The organism is Flavobacterium frigidarium DSM 17623 (genome assembly GCF_000425505.1).
In the GTDB taxonomy this organism is placed as follows: domain Bacteria; phylum Bacteroidota; class Bacteroidia; order Flavobacteriales; family Flavobacteriaceae; genus Flavobacterium; species Flavobacterium frigidarium.
Genome location: NZ_AUDO01000037.1, coordinates 1 through 1,605, shown reverse-complemented (window position 1 = coordinate 1,605; position 1,605 = coordinate 1). Strand labels below are relative to the sequence as shown.

1 pseudogene is annotated in these 1,605 nt (G+C 35.8%); it reads right to left on the bottom strand.

What is annotated here, in order from left to right:
• Nucleotides 1-1,605, bottom strand: a pseudogene (locus H603_RS17560) (hypothetical protein); the annotation flags it as partial.

Below are 1,605 nucleotides of genomic sequence, written 5' to 3'. Positions count from 1 at the left end.
TCTGCCGCAACTGCTGGATTACCGTTTAATGTATCATTAACTAAAACATTAGCAACAGTTGTCCCTCCATTTGCTCCATTAATATCTGTTCCTTTATCATCAACTGCATCAATTTTTGGTGCAGTAACTTTTACAGTAACATTAGCCGTATCACAATTCGTAGGGTTTATTACCTCACAGATTTTGTATACTAATGTATAATCTCCTGCTGGTGTTCCTGACGCAACTTTAACTGAAGTTCCATCTAAGGTAACTCCTGCATTAGTAGCAGATACAAATGTTGTTGTAACATCAGCTGCAACTACTGGATTACCATTTAATGTATCATTAACTAAAACATTTGCAACAGTAGTTCCTCCATTTGCGCCGTTAATATCTGTTCCTTTATCGTCGACTGCATCAATTTTTGGTGCGATTACTTGTAGAGTAACCCTAGCATCATCACAAAAATTAGGATTGATTTTCTCGCAAATTCTATAAATTAACACGTACCTCCCTGCTGGTGTACCTGCTGCCACTTTTACTGAAGTTCCATCTAAGGTAACTCCTGCATTAGTAGAAGATACAAATGTCACATTAACTGTTGATGTTAATGCTGGCTGACTATTTAATTTATCATTAACTAAAACATTTGTTAAAGCAGTCCCTCCGGTTAAACCATTAATGTTTTCAGTACCTGTATCATCTACAGCATCGATCATGGATGTTTTAACATTAACAGTAACTACTGCTGAATCACAATTTGTTGGATTTGCTTTCTCACAAATTTGATATGTAATTTTATATATTCCAGCTGCTGTACCTGCAGGAACACTAACATTTCCTGTAACTGTATTAATAAAAGGCACATTAGTACCATTTATAGGAGTCGCTGGTGTTGTAACTGTTAAATTAACTTGACTGATTAGAACGCTTGAACCATTTAAAGTATCATCTTTAACACCATTATTAACAAGAACATTTGTTATATTTAAAGATCCTGATGTCCCATTAACATCTGAAATTGTATCATCCTCTGCACAGATATAATTGTTTAAAGTAACATCAGTTCCCTCAGAAACACATGTTTCATCTGTGGTACTACGGGTTCTAAATTTGTGTGTACCTGGAGTTAAATTTGAAAAAGTTGTAGAAGTTTGATAGTTGTTACTGCCATCAATATTATATTCAAAACCTGTACCAGCTGATGTAAGTATAACTGTACCTGTAATAGCACCACATTTAGGCTGAACACTTATGGAAGCAATCGGCGCTGCAGGTGCTGTTGGTTGCACATTTATAGTAACCTCTACTGATTCACTTGAAGAACATCCTGCAGAATTTGTAACGGTAAATTTATATTTACCAGCACTTAAACCTGTAATTGTGTAATCCGAAGTATTTCCTTTATAATTCCCTGGAGTTATGGTCCAGTTGCCAGAAGGCAAACCATTTAACTTCACACTTCCCGTAGCTACCGAACATGTCGGTTGAACAATATTACTTGTTGTCGGTGTATTAGGAATTTGATTAACTGTAATTTTTCCTGTAGCATTAACTGATCCACAACCTCCTGTTAACGGAATTGAGTAATTAAATGTTCCTGCTACTGTTGGAGTACCACTA